Source organism: Paramagnetospirillum caucaseum, from assembly GCF_000342045.1.
In the GTDB taxonomy this organism is placed as follows: domain Bacteria; phylum Pseudomonadota; class Alphaproteobacteria; order Rhodospirillales; family Magnetospirillaceae; genus Phaeospirillum; species Phaeospirillum caucaseum.
On record NZ_AONQ01000234.1, the window covers coordinates 1 to 204 of the forward strand.

Below are 204 nucleotides of genomic sequence, written 5' to 3' on the forward strand. Positions count from 1 at the left end.
AAGATCGATTGGGCCGAACGCGAGCGCGAGCTGGTGGAGACCTGCAACCGCTTCCGCCGCAACGACGGCCGCTTCGACGTTGTGGTGCCGTCCTCGGGCGGCAAGGACAGCGCCTTCGTCGCCCACATGCTCAAGCACAAGTACGGCATGAACCCGCTGACCGTGACCTGGGCGCCGCACGCCTATACCGATATCGGCTGGAAG

Annotated in this window: 1 pseudogene; it reads left to right on the plus strand. The window is 65.2% G+C overall.

The annotated features are described in order from the left end of the window. Positions 1 to 204: pseudogene (locus H261_RS26870) on the plus strand (N-acetyl sugar amidotransferase); the annotation flags it as partial.